The organism is Nocardia sp. NPDC001965 (genome assembly GCF_053594175.1).
This window is the reverse complement of sequence record NZ_JBSFDZ010000001.1, coordinates 140,255-159,512: the sequence shown is the minus strand read 5'-3', so window position 1 is coordinate 159,512 and position 19,258 is coordinate 140,255. Positions and strand designations below refer to the sequence as shown.

At 68.7% G+C, this 19,258-nt stretch carries 18 protein-coding genes; 3 read left to right on the top strand and 15 right to left on the bottom strand.

Annotated elements, in window-relative coordinates; all coding sequences use genetic code 11:
- Nucleotides 1-56: 56 nt before the first annotated feature.
- The 8 genes from ACWCPQ_RS00760 to ACWCPQ_RS00725 form a co-directional block, all read right to left on the bottom strand.
- Nucleotides 57-467 carry a VOC family protein gene (locus tag ACWCPQ_RS00760; protein WP_449893240.1) on the bottom strand — a complete coding sequence of 137 codons (411 nt, stop codon included), beginning with the start codon at nucleotides 465-467 and terminating at the stop codon, nucleotides 57-59.
- Nucleotides 468-472: 5 nt separating this feature from the next.
- A complete protein-coding gene (locus tag ACWCPQ_RS00755; protein WP_449893238.1) occupies nucleotides 473-922 on the bottom strand; it encodes a helix-turn-helix transcriptional regulator in 450 nt (149 codons plus the stop codon).
- 66 nt (nucleotides 923-988) lie between these two features.
- The gene (locus tag ACWCPQ_RS00750; protein WP_449893236.1) at nucleotides 989-2,257 is read right to left on the bottom strand and encodes an amidohydrolase; all 1,269 of its coding nucleotides are present in this window, start codon (nucleotides 2,255-2,257) and stop codon (nucleotides 989-991) included.
- Nucleotides 2,247-3,020: a trimeric intracellular cation channel family protein gene (locus ACWCPQ_RS00745; protein ID WP_449893234.1), complete on the bottom strand. Its 774-nt coding sequence runs from the start codon at nucleotides 3,018-3,020 to the stop codon at nucleotides 2,247-2,249. The genes ACWCPQ_RS00750 and ACWCPQ_RS00745 overlap by 11 nt, the downstream gene beginning before the upstream one ends.
- A gap of 61 nt (nucleotides 3,021-3,081) precedes the next feature.
- Complete coding sequence (locus tag ACWCPQ_RS00740; RefSeq protein WP_449893232.1) at nucleotides 3,082-3,789, bottom strand: CE1759 family FMN reductase; 708 nt, start codon at nucleotides 3,787-3,789, stop codon at nucleotides 3,082-3,084.
- Nucleotides 3,786-4,325 (bottom strand): MarR family winged helix-turn-helix transcriptional regulator, encoded by a 540-nt coding sequence (locus tag ACWCPQ_RS00735; protein ID WP_449893230.1) that lies wholly within the window; start codon nucleotides 4,323-4,325, stop codon nucleotides 3,786-3,788. The genes ACWCPQ_RS00740 and ACWCPQ_RS00735 overlap by 4 nt, the downstream gene beginning before the upstream one ends.
- Nucleotides 4,322-5,482: an LLM class flavin-dependent oxidoreductase gene (locus ACWCPQ_RS00730; protein WP_449893228.1), complete on the bottom strand. Its 1,161-nt coding sequence runs from the start codon at nucleotides 5,480-5,482 to the stop codon at nucleotides 4,322-4,324. The genes ACWCPQ_RS00735 and ACWCPQ_RS00730 overlap by 4 nt, the downstream gene beginning before the upstream one ends.
- A gap of 64 nt (nucleotides 5,483-5,546) precedes the next feature.
- The gene (locus ACWCPQ_RS00725; protein WP_449893226.1) at nucleotides 5,547-6,422 is read right to left on the bottom strand and encodes a helix-turn-helix transcriptional regulator; all 876 of its coding nucleotides are present in this window, start codon (nucleotides 6,420-6,422) and stop codon (nucleotides 5,547-5,549) included.
- Between the two features lie 147 nt (nucleotides 6,423-6,569).
- Here ACWCPQ_RS00725 and ACWCPQ_RS00720 point away from each other — a divergent pair, with 147 nt between their 5' ends.
- On the top strand, nucleotides 6,570-7,163 hold the full coding sequence (locus ACWCPQ_RS00720; protein WP_449893224.1) for a short chain dehydrogenase: 594 nt from the start codon (nucleotides 6,570-6,572) through the stop codon (nucleotides 7,161-7,163).
- A 74-nt stretch (nucleotides 7,164-7,237) separates the two neighbouring features.
- Here ACWCPQ_RS00720 and ACWCPQ_RS00715 read toward each other — a convergent pair whose 3' ends face one another.
- The 3 genes from ACWCPQ_RS00715 to ACWCPQ_RS00705 are packed head-to-tail and all read right to left on the bottom strand — an operon-like array spanning nucleotide 7,238 to nucleotide 10,286.
- The gene (locus ACWCPQ_RS00715) at nucleotides 7,238-8,314 is read right to left on the bottom strand and encodes a phosphotransferase (protein ID WP_449893222.1); all 1,077 of its coding nucleotides are present in this window, start codon (nucleotides 8,312-8,314) and stop codon (nucleotides 7,238-7,240) included.
- Nucleotides 8,311-9,396, bottom strand: a complete 1,086-nt coding sequence (locus ACWCPQ_RS00710) for a TIGR03857 family LLM class F420-dependent oxidoreductase (protein WP_449893220.1) — start codon at nucleotides 9,394-9,396, stop codon at nucleotides 8,311-8,313. Before ACWCPQ_RS00710 ends, ACWCPQ_RS00715 begins: the two co-directional genes overlap by 4 nt.
- Entirely contained in the window at nucleotides 9,393-10,286 is an 894-nt protein-coding gene (locus ACWCPQ_RS00705) for an SDR family NAD(P)-dependent oxidoreductase (RefSeq protein ID WP_449893217.1), read from the bottom strand. The genes ACWCPQ_RS00710 and ACWCPQ_RS00705 overlap by 4 nt, the downstream gene beginning before the upstream one ends.
- A 189-nt stretch (nucleotides 10,287-10,475) precedes the next feature.
- Here ACWCPQ_RS00705 and ACWCPQ_RS00700 point away from each other — a divergent pair, with 189 nt between their 5' ends.
- Together ACWCPQ_RS00700 and ACWCPQ_RS00695 are read left to right on the top strand one after the other, a co-directional pair.
- On the top strand, nucleotides 10,476-11,834 hold the full coding sequence (locus tag ACWCPQ_RS00700) for a cytochrome P450 (RefSeq protein WP_449893214.1): 1,359 nt from the start codon (nucleotides 10,476-10,478) through the stop codon (nucleotides 11,832-11,834).
- Entirely contained in the window at nucleotides 11,835-13,508 is a 1,674-nt protein-coding gene (locus ACWCPQ_RS00695) for a 4Fe-4S binding protein (RefSeq protein WP_449893211.1), read from the top strand. It abuts the gene before it with no gap.
- Between the two features lie 52 nt (nucleotides 13,509-13,560).
- Here ACWCPQ_RS00695 and ACWCPQ_RS00690 read toward each other — a convergent pair whose 3' ends face one another.
- Genes ACWCPQ_RS00690 through ACWCPQ_RS00675 form a run of 4 tightly spaced genes read right to left on the bottom strand, consistent with a single transcriptional unit; the run spans nucleotide 13,561 to nucleotide 19,251 of the window.
- Entirely contained in the window at nucleotides 13,561-16,263 is a 2,703-nt protein-coding gene (locus ACWCPQ_RS00690; RefSeq protein ID WP_449893209.1) for a fumarate reductase/succinate dehydrogenase flavoprotein subunit, read from the bottom strand.
- Nucleotides 16,260-17,027, bottom strand: a complete 768-nt coding sequence (locus ACWCPQ_RS00685; RefSeq protein WP_449893207.1) for an ABC transporter ATP-binding protein — start codon at nucleotides 17,025-17,027, stop codon at nucleotides 16,260-16,262. Before ACWCPQ_RS00685 ends, ACWCPQ_RS00690 begins: the two co-directional genes overlap by 4 nt.
- On the bottom strand, nucleotides 17,024-17,875 hold the full coding sequence (locus ACWCPQ_RS00680; RefSeq protein ID WP_449893205.1) for an ABC transporter permease: 852 nt from the start codon (nucleotides 17,873-17,875) through the stop codon (nucleotides 17,024-17,026). Before ACWCPQ_RS00680 ends, ACWCPQ_RS00685 begins: the two co-directional genes overlap by 4 nt.
- A complete protein-coding gene (locus ACWCPQ_RS00675) occupies nucleotides 17,872-19,251 on the bottom strand; it encodes an ABC transporter substrate-binding protein (protein WP_449893203.1) in 1,380 nt (459 codons plus the stop codon). The genes ACWCPQ_RS00680 and ACWCPQ_RS00675 overlap by 4 nt, the downstream gene beginning before the upstream one ends.
- Nucleotides 19,252-19,258: the final 7 nt, after the last annotated feature.

Sequence of the window (19,258 nt, the reverse complement as noted above, 5' to 3'; positions counted from 1 at the left end):
AGGCATCCTCCGGCCGGGTGGCCCGGCCGGAGGGCGGTGCGGTGGTGCCGGTGGGTTCAGCCCAACTGTTTGATGCGGATCATGTTGCCGGCGGGATCACGGACGGCGCAGTCGCGGACACCGTAGGGCTGGTCGGTGGGTTCCTGCACGATTTCGATATCGCCGGCTTGGAGCCGTTCGAAGGTGCCGTCGAGGTCTTCGGTGGCGAGGTTGATTCCGGCGTAGGTGCCTTTGGCCATCATTTCGGCGATGGTTTTGCGTTCTTCGTCGGTGATGCCGGGGTCGGCGGCCGGTGGGTGCAGGACGATGGAGGTGCTGGGCTGGTCGACCGGGCCGACGGTGATCCAGCGCAGACCGTTGTAGCCGACGTCGTTGCGGATTTCGAAGCCGAGGACGTCGCGGTAGAACCCGATGGCGGCTTCGGGATCGTCCTGGGGCAGGTAGCTGGCGTTGATGCTGATGTTCATGCAGATCACGCTAACTGCGGGTCGGTCACCGGGGCTTCTCGATTCCTGATCGGTCTGGTCACCTGTTTCGCGGTGCAGGCCGGGATGCCCGCGACGGCGTCGTTCTCCTGGCGCCGGTAGGCGCTCGGCGGCATGCCGACGAGTTCGGTGAAGCGGGTGCTGAAGGTGCCCAGTGAGGAGCAGCCGACGGCGAAGCAGACGTCGGTGACGCTGAGGTCGCCGCGGCGCAGCAGGGCCATGGCGCGTTCGATGCGGCGGGTCATGAGGTAGCCGTAGGGCGATTCGCCGTAGGCGAGTTTGAATTGGCGGCTGAGGTGTCCGGCGGACATGTTGACGCCGCGGGCGAGTGCTTCGACGTCGAGGGGTTGCGCGTACTCCCGGTCCATCCGGTCGCGGACGCGGCGGAGCAGCGCGAGGTCGCGGAGGTGTTGGTCCGCGGTGGGTCTGCTGGTCACGTGGCCGATCGTTCCATACAGCGCCCGGGTTGCCCAGTTCCCGCCGACGGGAGCAGGGGCGGCGGGTCATTCGTGGTGTTCTGCTGAACCCAGCCACGCGAGAGCGGCGACCACGAGAGCTTCGACCCCGGTGTCGAGGGTGGGTTGCAGGACCGGGGCGAAGCGGGAGCTGTGGTTGACGGGGATGTCCTGGAAGAGGGTGCCTTTGTCGACGGCGGCGGCGAAGGCGGCCGGGTCGGTGCCGCCCAGCGCCCAGTAGGTGAACGGAACGCCGAACGCGGTGGGGATCTCGCTGACGTCTTCGCTGGCGGTTTGCGGATCGATGGTGCCGGCGGCGGTGCCGAAGGCGGTATCGAAGGCGGCGGCAACCCGGCGGGTGGTGTCCGGGTCGTTGACGGTCGGTGGGAAGGTCGTGATCCGTTCGAACTCGGGTTCGCGTGGCGCGCCGGAGCCGACGGCTTCGGCGCGCACGATCCGTTCGATGGCGCTCAGGATGCGTGTCCGGGTTTCCGGCTCATAGGTGCGCACGTTGATTTCGAGTACGGCGGTATCGGGGATGAGGTTGGGCCCGGTGCCGGCGTGGATGCTGCCGACGGTGACGACTGCGCGGGTGGTCGGGGCGATTTCGCGAGATATCACCGTCTGGAGTCGTACCACGCACATCGCTGCCATGACGACTGGATCGATCGATGCCTGCGGTTGGGAACCGTGGGCGCTGCGGCCGTGCACGGTGACGCGCAGGCTGTCGGCGGCGGACAGGAACGGTCCGGGGCAGGTGCCGACGGAGCCGGCGGGATAGGGCAGGACGTGCTGGCCGAGTACTACGTCGGGCGCGGGGATTCTGCTGGTGAGTCCGTCGTCCACCATGGCGCGGGCGCCGGTGCCGTCCTCCTCCGAGGGTTGGAACAGGGTGATGACGGTGCCGTGCCACGCGTGCGGGGCTTCGGACATCAGGCGTGCGAAGCCGAGGAGACAGGTGACGTGGACGTCGTGGCCGCAGGCGTGCATGACGGGTTGGGCGATACCGTCACGATCGACGGTGGTGGTGGAGGCGTAGGGCAGGCCGGTGGCTTCTTTCACCGGGAGTGCGTCCATGTCGGCGCGGAGCAGCACTGTGGGGCCGGACCCGTTGCGCAGGACTCCGGTGACTCCGGTGCCGCCGATGCCGGTGGTGACGTCGTAGCCGTATTCGCGAAGGGCGGTGGCGACGATGTCGGCAGTGCGGTGTTCGTTCATCCCGAGTTCGGGGTGGGTGTGCAGGTCGCGGTAGCGGTCCTCTATTTCGTCGCGGGCAGTGTCCAGGCCGGAGAGAACAGTCGCGGCGTCACGGTTCATCGATTGTGCCTTTCTGTTCGCGGGTGGGTGTCGCACTGCTCGTTTCGGTGCCGGGGCTCGGGTTGCGGTTCTGTCGGCGACGGCGGCGTGGTGGCCGACCGCGGAAGGCGGCGGCGAGGCGGGTGTGCGGTTGCCAGTTCAGTCCGTTGGGCAGGCCCCAGCCGAAGCGCACTGCGGCCAGGCGCAGCAGCAGCGAGCAGCCGATCCCGGCGATGATGCCGACGGCGGGGGCGCCGAGGTAGGTGCTGATGACCATGGTGCCCGCGACGACGGCTGCCACGGTGGCATAGAGGCCGTTGCCGCCGAAGACTGCGGGTACTCGCCGGAGTAGGACGTCGCGGGTGGCGCCACCTCCGACCGCGGTGGTGATGCCGAGCAGGACAGCGGGGAGCCAGCCGAGGTCGGCGGCGAGAGTTTTCTGGGCGCCGGTGACCGCCCAGAACCCGATGACGGCCGCATCGAGTGCGGTGAACAGCCGGTCCCAGGAGTGTTCGCTGAGGTGGATGACGAACGAGACGAGGGTGCCGGCGACAGCGGTGGGCAGGTAGGCGTAATCGGTGAGAGCTACCGGGGGGCCTTGTTGGAGGAGGGTGTCACGGATGATGCCACCGCCGAGCCCGGAGACGATACCGACGACGAGGAATCCGAACAGGTCGAGGCCTTCGGTGCGGGATACGGCGCCGCCGAGGATGGCGCAGGCGAAGACACCGGCGAGGTCGAGATATCGGGTGACCTGATCGATGGTGTCCAGAGGCACGGCCACCACAGCAAACTAACATGCCCGCCACGGGTTTCCGGTGGTGACGGGCGCCCGGCCGACCGGGTCAGCCGCGTGGTCGGACCGCCGCTCCCCCACCGGCCGCCAGGCGCATGAGGTCGGTGTCGAGGTCGACGGAGGTTTCGCTGCCTCCGGCGCTACCGAAGCTGTGCTGGTAGCTGTTCCAGGATTCGTTTTTGACCTGGTGCGCGAATCCGCTCTCCATCAGCAGGGTCAGTTCGAGTGCGGCGCGGTCGATGCGTTTGTTCAGGTCGTTGTCGCTCCAGTCCTCGGAGGTGGCGAACAGTGAGGTCGGCACGGTCATGGTGCGCAGGAATGCGAACAGGGCGCGCATCTGTTCGTCGACGACCAGGGCGTGGCGGGCGGTGCCCGCGGTGGCGGCCAGGATGACCGGTTTGGCGATCAGGAGGTCGTTGTCGAGGACGTGGAAGAAGGAGGTGAGCAGTCCGCTGGGTGCGGCCTTGTAGACGGGGGCGGCGACGATGAGGCCGTCGGCGGTGGCGAGGGTGTCGATCGCGGCGGTCATTTTCGGTCCCATGAGCTGGGAGACCAGGGCGGTGGTGATCTCGGTGGCCAGTTCGCGCAGTTCGATGACGTTCACGGTGACGGTGGCGCCGCCGCGGTGGCGGGCGAGCTCGCCGACGCGAGCGGAGACACGGTCGGCGAGCAGCCGGGTCGAGGACGGGTTGCTGGTGCCGCCGCTGACCACGACCAGTCGGTAGGGGGTGGTGCCCTGGCCGTCGGTGGTTGTCATATCCGGTTCCTTTTCGTGGTGGCGGCGAGTTTGCCGCAGAGGTGTTCGAGGGTGCGTAGTTCGTCGTCGGTGAGTGCGCCGGTGAGCGCCTGTGCGACGCCGACGGCGTGGCGGCCGCCGATGCGGCGCTGCCGGGTCCGGCCCTCGGTGGTGAGGGAGAGCCGGACGCCGCGGCCGTCGTGCGGGTCGGGGGTGCGTTGGACGAGGCCGCGTTCGATGAGCCGGTCGACCATCCGGGACAGGGCCGGTTGGGTGAGCAGGACGTGCCGGTTCAGTTCGGCGGGCCGGATGGGTTCGGGGCATTTGGACAGGGTGTAGAGGACGTCGTATTCGCGCATGGTGAGTCCGTGCCATACGTCCTGTGCCGCGAACTGTTTCATCAGGACGGCGTGTGCGGTCAGTACTGCTTCCCAGGCGTCGTTGGCGAGCCGCCCGCTGGTTCTGTTGTCTTCTCGGCCGGGGTTGTGGTGGCCGGCGGGCGGTTGCGCGGGATCGTCGTGTTCCTGGTCGGCCCCTTCCGGTGGGCCGTCGCTCATGCGGTGGCGTCCTGGTAGGGGCTGGTGCCGGCCAGGTTGTCGCCCTGGTTGGCGTTGGGGCGGGCCTGTCGGGCCGGTGCGTCGCCGTATTGGGCGGCGACGCGCGCGAGATGGGTGGGGGCCGGCGCGGATTCGGGGTCGCGGCGCGCGTCGAGTTCCTTGCGCAGGACGGGCACCACTTCTTCACCGAGCAGGTCCAGCTGGTTCAGCACTGTTTTCAGTGGCAGTCCGGCGTGGTCCATCAGCCACAGCTGACGCTGGTAGTCGCCGAAGGTGTCGTGGAAGGTGAGGGTTTTGTCGATGATCTCCTGCGGGCTGCCGACCGATAGTGGGGTCATCTCGGCGAAGTCCTCCAGGGACGGACCGTGGCCGTAGACGGGTGCCTCGTTGAAGTAGGGGCGGAATTCGTTCCAGGCATCCTGGGATTTCTTGGCGATATAGGCCTGGCCGCCGAGCCCGACGATGGCCTGTTTCTTGGTGCCGTGCCCGTAGTGCTCGAAACGTTGCCGGTAGAACTCGATGAGCTGCAGCGAGTGGGCGGTGGGCCAGAAGATGTGGTTGGCGAAGAACCCGTTGCCGTAGTAGGCGGCCTGTTCGGCGATTTCGGGGGTGCGGATGGAGCCGTGCCAGACGAACGGCGGCACACCGTCGAGGGGGCGCGGGGTGGCGGTGAAGCTCTGCAGCGGGGTGCGGTATTCACCTTCCCAGTCGACGACGTCTTCGCGCCACAGCCGGTGCAGCAGGTTGTAGTTCTCCAGCGCCAGCGGTAGTCCGGCGCGGATGTCCTTGCCGAACCAGGGGTAGACGGGTCCGGTGTTGCCGCGGCCGAGCATCAGGTCCATGCGGCCCTTGGACAGGTGTTGCAGCATGGCGTAGTCCTCGGCGATCTTCACCGGATCGTTGGTGGTGATCAGGGTGGTGGCCGTGGTGAGGATCAACCGTTCGGTGGTGGCTGCTATGTGGCCGAGCAGGGTGGTCGGCGAGGAGGAGAAGAACGGCGGGTTGTGGTGTTCGCCGATGGCGAAGACGTCGAGACCGACCTCTTCGGTTTTGCGGGCGATCGCGACGATCGCGTCGATCCGTTCGGCTTCGCTGGGTGTCACGCCGGTCACGGGGTCGCGGGTGATGTCGCTGACCGAGAAGATTCCGAACTGCATCGTGTGTCACTCCCACCGTAGTTTCTATGCGTTTGCATCTACTTGAACGGTGGGGGTGGTGGTGTTATTCCATGGGCCGGCCCGATGCCGTGGTGGCGACGAGTCCGGACAGGATGCGCAGCGCGGATTCGGCGGATGAGCCGGGTTCTGCGTGGTACACGGCCACCCGTTGTCCCTCGTCCTCGGGAAGGGTCATGAACTCGGTCGTGAGCGTGATGGCGCCGACGACCGGGTGGTGGTGGACGCGGGTGGCGCCGCCGCAGTCGCCCACGGAGTGCGCGGCCCAGAGTGTCGCGAAGTCGGGGCTCGCGAGGGTCAGTTCACCGATCAGACTGTTCAGGGCGGGCGCGCCGGGATACTGTCCGGCGATCAGCCGCAGGTCGGCCACGGTGGACCGGGCTTTCCGGGGCCAGTCGTCGTACAGCTCACGTGTGTGCGGGTCGAGGAACACCATGCGGGCGATATTGGGGCGGTCGTCCGGCCGGCCGGGCGCCGCGTAGTCGAGATGGCCGGCCAGTAGCGCGTGTGCCATCGGGTTCCAGGCCAGGACGGCGACGAACCGGCCCAGGACCAGGGCGGGTGCCGCATCGAACGATTCGATCATGCGTTGTACGCCGGGCCGGACCTGCTCGGGTTCGGCGGGGCGGCGGCGCCCCTTCGGCTTGGGCCGGGCCAGGGAATACAGGTGGGCGCGCTCGGCCTCGTCCAGACGTAGGACGCGGGCGACGGCGTCGAGCACGGAGTCCGACGCGTTGGGGCTCTGCCCTTGTTCGAGACGGGTGTAGTAGCCCGCGCTCACCCCGGCGAGCTGCGCGAGTTCCTCGCGGCGTAGGCCCGGGACCCGGCGCCGGCTCCCGTACACGGGCAGCCCGGCGGCGTCCGGTTGCAGCCGCGCCCGCCTCGATCGCAGGAATTCGCCCAGCTCGGTGTCGGTGCTCACGGCTACCAGTCTCGCGGATTCACGCCCGGCGAACCTGCACCTGCTGGATGCACCCATCGCGGAGGTATCTCCGGTGGAGGTCTGGGACCGTGGCGCCGGCCGTCGCAGGCTGGTCCCGGTAGAAGCCGGACGGAGGAAAGGACAGCGATGAGGATTCTGGTGATCGGGGCGACGGGCACCATCGGCAGTGCGGTCGCCGCGAACTTGGCGGCGCGGCACGAGGTGGTGGGTGCGTCACGTCGTGGACCGGTGCGGGTGGATATGGCCGATATCGCGACGATCGATACCCTGTTCGCCGCGGTCGGGACGGTGGACGCGGTGGTGTGCTGTGCCGCGAGCGGTGGCCTGACACCGCTGAGCGCCGGGTCGGACACCGAGTTCTGGGCGGGCCTCGACGGGAAACTCGTAGGGCAGGTGGATCTGGTCCGGCGCGCGGCGGCCCGGGTGCGGGATCGCGGTTCGGTGACGCTCACCAGCGGCCGGTTCATCGAACCTGTGCCCGGGAGCTCGCTGGGTTATCTGGTGAACGCGGGTCTGGAGGCGTTCGTGCATGCGGCGGCGACCGAGATGCCGCGCGGTATCCGCCTGAACACCGTCAGCCCGGGCTGGGTGCGGGAAACCCTCCTCGGTCTGGGTATGGACCCGGCCGGGGGTACCCCGGTCGCCGATATCGCTCAGGTCTATGTGGATGCGGTGGAAGGCACCGCGCACGGCCGGACGCTCTCGGCCGGTACGCCGTAGGCGATTGTCCGCGACGACGACCGGCTGGTCGGCCGGGTTCGTGACCGCCGGCTACGTATTCCCCCGCTGGAAGCTCACTCGACCGGAATCCGGCCCGGTGCGGGCGCGCGCAGGGGTGCCGGCTGCCGGTCGAGTGAGTCGAGGTCGCGGATCGCGGCGCAGCTGCGGCGGATCATGGCGGCGAACATGGCGTCGCCGCGTTCGGACGGGGTGCCGTAGGCGGCGCCGAACACCGCCACCAGTGGTCCCTGGAGGGCGGCGAAACGATAGTCCTGCCAGCAGTCCTCGACGGTGTAGCCGGTCACGCCCAGGTCGGTGAGGCGCTGGTGATAGGTGGTGACGAGGTCTTCCTCCGCGGTGCGGCGTATCTCGGGGTCGAGTCCGGTGGTGACGAAGTAGGCGAGGTCGCGGGCCGGGAGGCCGAGATTGACGGTCTGCCAGTCGACAGCGGTGACCCGCGGTGTGGTGCCGGTACCGAACAGCAGGTTGTCCAGGCGGTAGTCGCCGTGGACGAGACCGAACCGTTCGGGGCGGGCGAGCAGCCAGTCGGCGATCACTTCGCCGCAGGCGCGCAGGGTCGTGTGGTCTTCGGTGGGGAGCCGGTGCCCGAGCCGGTCGAGGAAGATATCGGTGGTGGGTCCGTAGAGTTCGCGCAGCGCCTCCGCTTCTTCGGGGCCGTTGCGGCTGAACCCCTCGATTTCCAGGAGGGTGTCGTCGCACCAGCGGGGGGCGTGCAGACCCGCGAGGTCGGCGACCGCCGGATGGGCGTGGGCGACCGGGCAGCCGGCGATCTGGTCGCCTTGCCGGTCGGGGGCGAGATCTTCCAGCAGGAGCACGAATTCGGCTCCGTCGCTGTGGATCTCGGCGTGATGGCAGCGGGGTGTACGGATATCGACGGTGGGCGCGATCTCGGTGTAGAAGCGGACTTCCTGGCGGTAGGCGCCGGCCAGCATGGCGCGTACGCCGGGGTCGGCGGCGGGTAGTTTCGCCAGCAGTTGCTCCGGGACCCCGTCGCCGGTGAGCCGTAATCGGTGCACGCTGCCGATCTGGCCGGTGCCGACGGCTTCGCTGCTGACGGCGGTGACGCGGCGGCCGAGGGCGGCGGTGAGCCATTCGGGGGTGAGGCCGGCGATATCGGTGGGGCTGGTCATGCGCGGCTCCTGCCGGGGTTTGCGGGCAGGGCGGCGAACCGGCCGGGGTCGCGGTGCCGCCGCCACGCGTCGAGAACGGGGGCCAGTTCGGTGGGGGTGTTGCCGTGCAGGATGACTCCGTCGGCACCGGCGTCGAATTGGTCGGCGATGCGCGCGGCGCAGTGTTCGGGGCTCCCGGTGGCGGAGGCGGCGAGCCATTCGGCGGGCAGCAGGTCTTCGACAGCGGTGAGGGTGGTGGTGTCGGCGACGGCGTCCAGGGCGCCACCGGCTCCGGTGACCAGCGGGTGCGCACGGAAGTCGTCGAGTATCTGCGGGTCCCAGCTGTTGACCTGGGCCAGGATATCGCCGTACCCCTGCAGGTAGGTGCCGAGGCGGCCGACGAGTTTGCGCAGACGGGCGGTTTCGCCCTGGGTGTCGTCCACCACCGCCAGGACCGACCAGATGCGGATGGCGGCGGGGTCGCGGCCGGCGGCTTCGGCGGCGGTGCGGACGGTGCGGACGGCGCGCGCGGTGGTGTCGTCGGTGAAGAAGGTGTGCAGAACGACGGCATCGGCGATCTGTCCGGCCAGGCGCAGGGTATCGGCGCCGATCGCGGTGAGGGTGACCGGGATTGCTTCGTCGTAGGTGGGGTCCAGGTGCAGGATCGGGTAGTTCCCGGCGGGTCCGTGGTGGCCGACGACGGTGTCCCCGCGCCAGAGGCGCCGGTAGAGCTCGGTGGCATCGCGCAGCTGGGCGGAGGTTATCCGGGGCAGGCCGATGACGTCGAAGAGGGCGCCGAAGCCGCGGCCGAGGCCGAGGCTGTAGCGGCCCCGGGTGAGGCGGTGCAGGGTGACCGCGCCGGACGCGGTGATCAGCGGATGGCGGGTGTTGTGGTTGGTGGCGGCGGTGCAGATACCGAGTTCGCTGGTGACCGCGCCCGCGGCGGCGGCGAGGGCGAAGGCTTCTTTGGTGTTGAAACGTTCGGACAGGAACATCGCGCCGAGGCCGAGGCGTTCGGCGGCGCGGGCCTCGTCGAGCAGGATATGCGGGTCGGTGGCGTGCCCGGCCAGACCGTAGCAGCCGAGTTCGGGGAATTCGGTCACTGCGGACCGGTCCCGGCGCCGCCGATCATGCGGTGTAGTTCGTCCTGGGTCCAGGGCGGGGTGTCGTTGTGGTCCCGGAAGCCGAGAATGCTGGGTGTGGGGCGGTCGTAGCGGCCGACGAATCCGCCTGCGGCGACGAAGATCTGTCCGGTGACGTGTTCGGCGGCGGCGCCGGCAAGGTACAGGTAGAGCTGGGCGACGTAGTGGGCGGGTGGGGCGTCGAGTGCGGCGTTCTTGCTGATCTCGTCGAGCATGCCGCGGCGGTAGAGCTCCATGATCTTGGCTTCGTAGTCGAAGCCGCTGGAGAGCCGGGTCTTGGCGCCGGGGCAGACGACGTTGGCGCGGATCTTGTGTTCGGCGAGTTCGGCGGCGATGGCGAGGGTGAGCGAGTTGACCGCGCCTTTGCCGGCGGCGTAGCCGGTACCGCCGTAGTCGCCGAGGTAGGCGAAGGAGCTGGTGTTGATGATGCTGCCGCGGCCCTGGGCGACCATCTTCGGGGCGGCGGCGCGGCAGGTGTTGAACGTGGTGGTGAGGTGGGAGTCGAGCAGAGCGCGCCAGTCGCGGGTGCTGACGTCGAGGATGGAGGATCCGGCGGGTTCGGCGATACCGGCGCAGTTGACGAGGACGTCGATGGCGCCGAATGTGCGCACGCAGGTGTCGACGAGTTCGGTGGCGGTGGTTTCGTCGGCGGCGCTGCCGGTGACGCCGACGGCGCGGTGCCCGGCGAGGGTCAGGGAGTTGACCGTGCGCTCGACGGCGGGGCCGTTGCGTCCGTTGACGACCACTCCGGCGCCGTGTCCGGCCAGGGCGTGGGCGACGGCGTGGCCGATGCCGCTGGTGGCGCCGACGACCACGGCGCCGCGTCCCCACAGGGTCTGGTTTCCGCTCATGGGCCTGTTCTCGCTCGCTTCTCTAGCCCGAACACTATTCCGTACAGGTGTCCGGACAGTATGGCATCCTGACAGCGCGCCGGTGGCGGATCGAGGGGGCGCGCCTTGCTTGTACACAACACCCCGTAGTACTGTCCAGACAGGTGTCTATCATAGATCCTGGACAGTAATCTGGGGAAGGATTTCCACATGACTTCGGTGAAACCGCCGCGGGTGTCCGGAGGCGAACACGAACACGGCCACCTGGAGGAATTCCGCACCGACCCGATCGCGCTGATGCGCCGGGTACGGGAGGAATGCGGGGACGTCGGGGAATTCGAACTCGCCGGCCGCCACGTCATCCTGCTCACGGGCGCCGAAGCGAACGAATTCTTCTTCCGCGCCGCCGACGAGGACCTCGACCAGGCCGCCGCCTACCCCTTCATGAAACCGATCTTCGGCGAAGGCGTGGTGTTCGACGCCAGCCCCGAACGGCGCAAGGAGATGCTGCACAACTCCGCCCTGCGCGGCGACCAGATGCGCGGACACGCGGCGACCATCGAGAAGGAGGTCGACCGGATGTTGGCCGGCTGGGGCGACGAGGGCGAGATCGACCTGCTCGACTTCTTCGCCGAACTCACCATCTACACCTCCTCGGCCTGTCTGATCGGAACGAAATTCCGTGAAGAACTCGACAGCCGGTTCGCTCACCTCTACCACAACCTGGAACGCGGGACCGACGCACTGGCGTACGTGGACCCGTACATGCCGATCGAGAGTTTCCGGATCCGCGACGAATCCCGGGCCGCGCTGGTGGAACTCGTCCAGGAGATCATGAATGGGCGGATCGCGAACCCACCCGCCGACAAAGAGGACCGCGATCTCCTCGATGTGCTGGTCTCGGTGCAGAAAGAGGACGGAACTCCGCATTTCAGTGCCAGCGAGGTCACCGGCATCTTCATCTCGATGATGTTCGCCGGGCATCACACCACTTCGGGCACCGCCGCGTGGTCGGTCATCGAATTGCTGCGGCACCCGGAAGTACTGTCGGGCGTGGTGAAGGAACTCGACGAGCTCTACGCCGACGGCCAGGAGGTGAGCTTTCATGCGCTGCGCCAGATCCCGCAGCTGGAAGCCGTGCTCAAGGAAACGCTGCGGCTGCATCCGCCGCTCATCATCCTCATGCGGGTCGCCCAGGGCGATTTCGAGGTATGCGGGAAACGGATCGAATCCGGCGACCACGTGGCAGCGACGCCCGCCATCTCCAACCGGCTGGCCGAGGATTTCCCGAACCCGGACAGTTTCGATCCCGGCCGCTATATCGACCCCAACCAGGAAGACCTGATCAACCGCTGGACCTGGATCCCGTTCGGCGCCGGCCGCCACCGTTGCGTCGGTGCGGCGTTCGCGCTGATGCAGCTCAAGGCGATCTTCTCGGTACTGCTGCGGGACTGGGAATTCGAGATGCTGCAGCCCTCGGAGAGCTACCGCAACGACCACTCCAAGATGGTCGTGCAGTTGCAGCAGCCGTGCCGGGTGCGGTACCGGCGCAGGCAGCGGGAGAATTAGGTGGCCTACGTCATCACCCAGCGCTGCTGCAACGACGCCAGCTGCGTGGCCGAATGCCCGGTGGACTGTATCCGGCCGCGGCCGCAGGACCCACAGTTCGCGACCGCGGAGATGCTCTACATCGATCCGGACACCTGCATCGACTGCGGCGCCTGCTACGAGGCGTGCCCGGTGGACGCCATCTACGCCGAGGAGGATCTGCCGCCGTATCTGGACGGATTCCGTGACGTCAACGCCGGATATTTCGCGCGGCATCCGCTCGAACCGGATATGTCCGCGCCACCCCCGGTACAGCGGCCGGCCAAGGATCTCGGCACCCTGCGGGTGGCGATCGTCGGTACCGGCCCCGCCGCGTGCTACGCCGCCGAACAACTGCTGGTCGCCGGGGCGGTCGAAGTGGAGATGTTCGACCGGCTCCCCACCCCCTGGGGTCTGGCGCGCTACGGGGTGGCACCGGATCACGCGCAGACCCGCGGGGTCACCGATATGTTCGCGTCCGCGTTCAAACGCGACGCGCTGCAGATGTACCTGAACACCGAGGTAGGCGCGCATATCTCGCATACCGAGCTGCGCGAGAGCGTGCACGCGGTGATCTACGCGGTCGGCGCGCCCGCCGACCGGCGCCTCGATGTGCCCGGGGAAGATCTGCAGGGCAGCGTATCGGCCACCGAGTTCGTGGCCTGGTACAACGGCAATCCCGGTTACGCCGATCGAGAATTCGACCTGTCCGGGGAGCGGGCGGTGATCGTCGGCAACGGGAACGTCGCCCTGGATATCGCGCGGGTGCTCACCATGGACCCGGACGAGCTGGCGCGCACCGATATCGCCGATCACGCACTGGCCGCCTTACGGGAGAGCGCGATCCGCGAAGTGGTGATCCTGGGGCGCCGTGGGGTGTTGCAGGCCGCCTACACGGCGCCGGAGTTCCGTGCGCTCGGACAGCTCGGCGGCGTCGATATCGTGGTCGATCCGGGTGATCTCGTATTCGACGAAGCGGCGCAGGCCTACCACACCGGCTCGGACGCGCCCTACGAACTCGGGTTGAAACTGGCGGCCGCCGAGGAATTCGCGGGCCGCCCGCTCCACGAGCGCAACAAGCGGATCGTCTTCCGGTATTGCGTCTCCCCCACCGAGATCGTGGGTACGGACCGGGTGGACCGGCTGCGCTATGTCCGCAACGAGCTCACCGGGCCGGTCGCGGCGCCGACTGCCCGGCCGACCGGGGAGACCGGGGAGCTGGCGGCAACGCTGGTGGTGCGCGCGGTCGGATACCGGGGCGAACCCGTCGGCGATCTGCCGTTCGACGAGCAGCGCGGGGTGCTGCCGACGGCGGACGGACGGGTGATCGGCGAGGCAGGGGCACCGGTACCGGGCGTGTACGCGGCGGGCTGGATCAAACGCGGGCCGCGCGGCGTGATCGGCTCCAACCGGGCCGATGCGGCGGAGACGGTGGCCGCGATCCTGAACGATTTCACAGCCGGGATGCTGCCCGCCCCGGTTCGGGATCGGGGCGGGCTCTCGGATCTGGTACGGGCCCGGCAACCCGATGTGGTCGACCGGACGGCCTGGCAGGCGGTGGATCGCGCCGAACGTGCCGCGGGTGCCGCGGCGGGCCGGCCCCGGGTGAAGCTGGCGACGGTGGAACAACTGCTGGCCACCGCTCGCCGCGGCTGATATCGGCCGGTTCCGCGCACGATTCGGAGGGGGGCGCGGACCCGGCCGGGTATCAGTTCGCCACAGCACGGCGCGCGTAGGCGCGTACATCGGCGTCCGGGTCGTCGACGGCCCGGTGGAGCAGCCGGCGCGCCGGCTCGTGGTCCGGCCAGGATGCCAGCGCGAGAACAGCGGCTTTGCGGACATCCAGATGCGGGTCGGTGAGCGCGGCCGCCAATTCGGTCGCTGCGGGGTCGGGTTCGGCTCCCGCGAGCCCCTTGGCCGCACCCACCCGTACCTGCCAGGCGGTATCGCGCAGCGCCGCGGCACAGGCGACGATATCGGGTTCGTCGGCGCCGATATCGGCGAACGCGGCGAGCGCGGCCGCGCGCACCAGCGGATCCCGGTCGGTGACCAGTCCACGTACCGTCTCCGCACCGCCGGTCCCGATCGTGGCCAGTCCCTGCGCGGCCGCGATACGCACCTCACGGTTGGTATCGGCGGCCGCGGTGGCCAGCGCGTCGTACTCGTCGAGCGATACAAGCGCCCGCACCGCGGCTATCCGCACCCGATGGTCGGTATCGTGCAGTGCCGCACGGTAATCGGATACCGTACCGGCGCGGGCAGCACGCAACAGGTCGAGGACGGCTGTCCGGACCACCGGGTCACCCGAGGTCAACCGTTCGGCGAGGCCGTCGGCGGACGGCAGCACCTCGACCAGTTCCCGCAGCGCGGCCGCGGCGGCCGCACGCACCGGTGCCGCGAGATCGTCGAGCGCTGCGGCCAGCAGTGCCGCGAAACCGTCAGGGGTGTTCTCGGTGAGTGCCGCGATCGCCGCGATCCGGACCGTTTCGTCACTGTCGGACAGATATTGCGCCAGTTCCCCCGCGGTGGGGGCGTCCAACGCCAGTAGCGCCAACAGCCGGGGCGACGCGGCGGGCGCCGGTTCGGGTGCGGTGGCCCGGGATGCGCGGGCCGGGACGGCCGGGGCACGGCGGTGGCCGACCAGTTCGGGTTGCGCGACCGGCACCGGTTCGCCCTCGGAGGGCAGATCGTCGAGCCCGGGAACCGGCACCAGATACGGCGCCACCGGGCGTTTGAGGAACTGCATCGTGCCGTCGGCGCCCTTGCGCAGGTTCAGGTGGTATCGCCAGGTCTCGTCGTCACGGTCCGGGAGATCGGCGCGTTCGTGGTAGAGCCCCCACCGGGATTCGGTGCGGGTCAGCGAACTGCGGGCCGCCATCTCCGCGCAGTCGCGAATGAACGTGACCTCGGCGGCCCGCATGAGTTCGTGCGGGGTGCGCGCGCCCATCTCGGCGAGATCACCACGCATCCGTTCGAATGTCTCGACGGCAAGCGACAGCTTCGCCGCGGTTTTCGGCGGCGCCACATAGTCGTTGACGAAACGACGTAGTTTGTATTCGACCTGCGGTTGCGGCGGGCCGTCCGGGTTGCGTAGCGGCCGGTAGACGAGTTCGTGAGCGGCGGCCACCTGATCGGCGGGCAGGGCCGCAGGGGCCGCGGTACCGGCCAGGGTGGCGGCGGCGTGCGCGCCGGCCAGTTCGCCGAATACGAAGGCCCCGATCATGTAGTTGTGCGGGACGCAGGCCAGATCACCGGCCGCGTACAGGCCGGGCACGGTGGTGCGGGCGTTCTCGTCCACCCACACACCCGAGGCGGAATGCCCTCCACACAAACCGATTTCGGAGATGTGCATCTCGATATCGTGGGTGCGGTAGTCGTGGCCGCGGTTGGCGTGGAAGGTGCCGCGGGTGGGGCGTTCAGTGGTGTGCAGGATATCTTCGAGCGCGGTCAGGGTCTCGTCCGGCAGATGCGACACCTTCAGGTAGATGGGGCCGCGCGCGGAATCGATCTCCCGTTTCACCTCGGCGATCATCTGCCCCGACCAGTAGTCCGAATCGACGAACCGCTCGCCCTGCGCGTTCACCTGATAGCCCCCGAACGGGTTGGCGACATAGGCGCACGCCGGACCGTTGTAGTCCTTGATCAGCGGGTTGATCTGGAAACATTCGATACCGCTGAGCTCGGCGCCCGCGTGATAGGCCATCGAATAGCCGTCCCCGGCGTTGGTGGGGTTCTCGTAGGTGCCGTACAGGTACCCGGAGGCCGGCAGTCCCAGTCGGCCACACGGCCCGGTCGCGAGAACGACAGCTTTCGCACCTACGGTGACGAACTCCCCGGTGCGTGTGTTCAGCGCCGCCGCACCCACGGCCCGGCCACCGGCGGTGAGGACCCGCACCGGCATGAGCCGGTTCTCGATCCGGATCTTCTCCCGCATCTTGCGCTGCCGCAGCACCCGGTAGAGGGCTTTCTTCACATCTTTGCCCTCGGGCATCGGCAACACGTAGGAGCCCGATCGGTGCACCCGGCGCACCGCGTACTCCCCGTATTCGTCCTTCTCGAATTTGACGCCGTACTTCTCCAGCCGCTGCACCATGGCGAAACCGCGGGTGGCGGTCTGGTAAACGGTGCGCTGGTCGACGATTCCGTCGTTGGCGCGGGTGATCTCGGCGACGTAGTCCTCGGGTTCGGCTTTCCCGGGAATCACCGCGTTGTTGACGCCGTCCATCCCCATCGCCAGCGCACCGGAGTGCCGGACATGAGCCTTTTCCAGGAGCAGGACATTCGCGCCCTGTTCGGCGGCGGTGAGCGCGGCCATGGTCCCGGCGGTACCGCCGCCGATGACCAGCACATCGCAGTCCAGTCGCACGGTATCGGCGAGATCCGGAGCCGCGAGCAGGGTGGGTGCGGTCACGACAGGGCCTCCACGAGTCGGTCGCGCTGCAGCTGCCGGTCGGTGACCGCGCGCGGATTCGGAACATCGATCAGGGCGCGCAGCGGTTTCCCGGCCCGGCCCAGTACGGCGATCCGGTCGCCGAGCAGCAACGCCTCGTCCACATCGTGTGTTACGAAGACGATCGTTGCGGGATGGGTTCGCCAGGTCTCGATGAGCAACCGCTGCATGGTGGCGCGGGTCTGGGTGTCCAGGGCGCCGAACGGCTCGTCCATCATCACCGCGCGCGGGGCACCGGCCAGGCCGCGGGCCAGCTGCACGCGTTGCCGCATACCGCCGGACAGACTCTTGGGCAGAAAATCGGCGAAACCGGTGAGCCCGACCTCCTCGATCCAGCGGTCGGCGGCGGCGCGGCGTCCGGTCTTGGGTTCGCCCCGCAGCCGCAGCGCCAGTTCGATATTGGCGCGGACACTGCGCCACGGCAGCAGGGCGTTGTCCTGGAACACCACCGCGCGGTCCCGCGAGGTGGTGGTGACAGGTTCGTCGTCGGCGAGGACGCGGCCGGAGTCGGGGGCGAGCAGACCGGCCAGCGCGCGCAGGACCGTGGACTTCCCGCAACCCGAAGGGCCCGTCAGCACCAGGATTTCACCGGGCCGCACATCCAGCGACAGCCGGTCGATCACCGGGTCGCCGGTGTAGGACAGTGAAATATCGTCTAGCCGCAGGCTCATGCCCGGGGCGCCGGTCCGGGATGCGGGGGTTTCGGTGGGGAGGGTGGTGTTCATCGGTTGTTCTCCTCTCCGCGCGGCAGCCAGCGGGTGACCCGGCGGCCGAGAAGTTCGATCGCCGCGGAGGTGCCGAAACCGAGGATGCCGATGGTGATGATCCCGACGAAAACACCCGGATAGTCGACGATGGTGTAGGCCTGCCAGGTGCGGTAGCCGACACCGAGGCGTCCGGAGATCATCTCCGCGGACACCAGGCAGATCCAGGCCACGCCGATCCCCACCGAAAGCCCCCCGAAGATCCCCGGCAGCGCGCCGGGGAACACCACTCGCAGCAGGACATCCCATCGGTTGCCGCCGAGCGTGCGCACCGAGTCCTCCCACAGGGTCGGCAGCGCGCGGACCGCGTGGCGGGTGCTGACCATGATCGGGAAATAGGCGGCCAGGCCGGTGATGAACACGATGCCGGCTTCGTCGTCGGGAAACAGCAGGATGGCGATCGGGACCACCGCGATGGCCGGGACCGGCCGGGCCAGTTCGGTGAGCGGGCCCAGTATTCCGGCGAACAGGCGGGACCGGCCCAGGGCGATACCGCTGGTCACGCCGAGCACGGTGGCGATACCGAATCCGGTGAGGATGCGGATCAGGGATTGCGCCAGGTCCAGGTAATAGACATCGGTGCCGAGTTGGCGGCCGAACGCGGTGAGCACCTCGGTCACCGAGGGCAGGGTGTCGAACCGCAGCCACAGCCGGAGATCGGCGGTGGTGAGGACCTGCCAGAGCAGGATCGCGGCCAGTACGGAACCGACCCGAAGCAGCCGGCCCGGCCACACCGGCCGCCCGGGCCGGCGCGACGCGACGGGTGCGGTGGCGGCCGGGGCGGGAGCGAGGGTGGTGGCCGCGGTCATGCCCGGACCTCGGCGACGGCCTGGTCGTAGGTCAGCGCGACGGCGGTGGGATGGGTCTGGCGGTGCCGAAGCGCTGCCGCCTGGGTAGTGAACGGCAGGAAGGTGTTCCCGTCGCGCAGCCAGACCGCCTTGTCCGCGAACCAGCGGGTACCGAGTTCGGTGTCGACGATATAGGCGGCGCGGACCGTCGAACCCGCGGCGCGGGCGGCCGCGACGGCGCGCAGCAGCTCGGTGGGGTCACCGGCGGGCCGGGTGGTGTCCTGGCCGTCGAGCCACAGTTCGGTACCGGAACCGGCGGTGTGGTTCACGGTGTCGGCGAGCGCTTTCTCGTAGTCCTGGCCGCGGGCGGCGAAGGCGGCACGCAGGCGCTGGTCGTCGACGAAACCGTCGATGTCGAGGTCGGCGAAATCGCCGATCGACTTCAGGTACCGCACATCGTCTTTGAACGCCGAGATCAGGCTCGGTTTCAGGGTGGTGTCGAACGAGGTGCCGCCCGGACCGTTGTAGAGGTACACGACCTCCTGCGGCAGATCCGACTCCTCGGCCACGATCCGTGCCGCTTCCTGCGGCTGCTGCCACAGGAATTCGGTGGCGTCGAGCTGGGCCTGCAGGAAGGCGTCGACCACCTCGGGATGTTCGGCGGTGTAGTGCTCGCGGGCCACCACACCGTGGAAGGTCGGTACGTTCAGTTCGGCGCCGTCGTAGAGCAGTTTCGCCTTGTCCTGGAACACCAGCAGCCCGGGCCAGGCCACGAACTGGGACAGCGCGGCGACCTGGCCGGATTCCAGTGCCGAGGCGCCCACCTGCGGTTGCTGGTTCAGCACCTCCACACCGCCGACCGGGTCCACCCCGGCTCGGGTCAGTGCCTGTACCAGGGTGCCGTGCCCGGCGGAGCCGACACTGGCCGACACCTTCTTCCCTGCCAGATCACCGACGCCCGTGAGCGGCGAATTCGGCGGTACGACCACCATGTTCAGCGCGCCTTTGGGGTTGTAGCCGGTGACGGAGAGGAATTCGGTGCGGGAGCGTTCCCCGGCCTGGGTGCGGGAGCCGTTGATCAGCAGCGGGTAGTCGCCCATCGAACCGATATCGATCTTTTCGGCCACCATCTGGGCGGTGATCGGGGCGCCGGTGTCGTAGTCCTGCCATTCGACTCGGTAGGCGGGTCCACCGTTCTCGGTGATCTGCTGTAGCCGCTGTTCCAGGTAGCCCTGGGCGCGCAGCAGGGTGCCCGCGGTGACGGTGTTGATGGTTTTCGACTGATAGCCGACCACGACGGTGACGGTATCGCCGGCGGCCGCTTCTTCCAGCGAGCACCCGGTGAGGGTCAGGGCCGCGGTGGCGGCCAGCACGGCCAGGCGTTTCAGAACAGGCATGGGAGGT